General features: G+C 67.9%; 2 protein-coding genes. One reads left to right on the top strand and one right to left on the bottom strand.

The window, feature by feature from the left end; genetic code table 11:
* Positions 1–540, bottom strand: a 540-nt coding sequence (locus tag ACIRS4_RS37220; protein ID WP_404204551.1) for an SDR family NAD(P)-dependent oxidoreductase, incomplete at its 3' end; no start/stop codon positions are given.
* 161 nt (positions 541–701) lie between these two features.
* On the opposite strand from ACIRS4_RS37220, the gene ACIRS4_RS37215 reads away from it, so the two are divergent.
* A partial coding sequence (locus tag ACIRS4_RS37215) for an alpha/beta hydrolase family protein (protein ID WP_404204549.1) occupies positions 702–1,331 on the top strand: 630 nt, incomplete at its 3' end.

The raw sequence follows: 1,331 nt of genomic DNA, 5'->3' as shown, positions 1-1,331 counted from the left end.
CAGGCCCTTCTTCACGTATTCGAGCGCGATGGAGTGGGTCAGCGCGTTCACGCCCGCCTTCGACGCGGAGTACGCCGCCATGTACGGGTTGGACCCGAACGCCGAGGTGGAGGAGAAGTTCACGATCACGCCGCGGCCGGACTCGATGAGCGCGGGCAGCGCGGACCGGATCATCAGGAAGGTGCCGGTCAGGTTGACCGAGATGACCTTGTTCCAGTCCTCGAGCGGCATCTCGTGGGTGTGCGCGGCGCGCAGGATGCCCGCGGCGTTGACCAGAACGTCCAGGCCGCCGAGGAATTCGAGGGCCTCGGCGGTGACCGCGCGGACCGACTCCTGGTCCGCGATGTCGATGGTGAGGGTGCGCAGGCGTTCGCGCTGCGCGGCGGGGGCGGCGTCGACGGTGGCGGCCAGTCCGGCCTCGTTCACATCCGCGGCGACCAGCTGGGCTCCCTCGGCGAGCAGGCGCAGGGCCACGCCCTGACCGATGCCCGATCCCGCTCCGGTGACAATGACTCGACGACCTTCGTATCTGCTCGACATGGCGAGAAATTAGAACAAGTTTCAAAGCGCGTCAATGGGTTGTGCGTCGGATGCTCTCCCGCTATTTGCCAGAGTGTTCACATATTTGAACGACAGTCCAGTAGATAAACTCCTTCGCCGTATGTGTTGGGCAATTGGGGTCGGGACCTGATGGAGGATTCATGCGTTCGGTTGGTTGGCGTACTCGTGCGTGCACGGCGGCTCTCGCGGCAGCCGGTGCCCTGCTGGTGATCCCGGGCGGCCCCGCCCACGCCGATCCCGGCACCGCCTTCGCCACCAGCGCGCTCCCCGACGGCTTCCGGGGCCTGTCCAACGGCACCATCATCGACTACTGGACCACCCGCTCCAACGGCGAACCGGTGAAAGCCAGTGGCGCGCTGTTCGTTCCGCCCGGCCCCGCGCCCGAGGGCGGCTGGCCGATCATGGCCTACGACCACGGCACCTCCGGCATGGGAACGGGCTGCGGCGGTCAGACCGACACCACCCACCTCACCCGGCCCGCCGAGGACAAGTTCCTGCAGTACCTGGTGAACAAGGGCTTCGCCGTGGTCGCCCCCGACTACCTCGGCCTGGGCCGCTTCGACACCGGCCCGCACCCGTACCTCGAGATCGGCACCGAGGCCGGCTCGACCATCGACCTGCTGAAAGCCGCACGCGCACTGAACCCCTCGCTGTCGCGCAGCTGGGCGGTCACCGGCTTCTCACAGGGCGGTCAGGCGGCGCTGGGCACCGCGCACCTGCAGGCCGCCACCGCACCGGATCTCGACTTCCGCGGCACCATCACCGTCGAC

The sequence above is a fragment of the Streptomyces sp. NPDC101166 genome (genome assembly GCF_044768125.1).
Lineage (GTDB): Bacteria > Actinomycetota > Actinomycetes > Streptomycetales > Streptomycetaceae > Streptomyces.
Note: the sequence above shows the minus strand (reverse complement) of the source record. Positions and strands in the feature narration are given on the sequence as shown.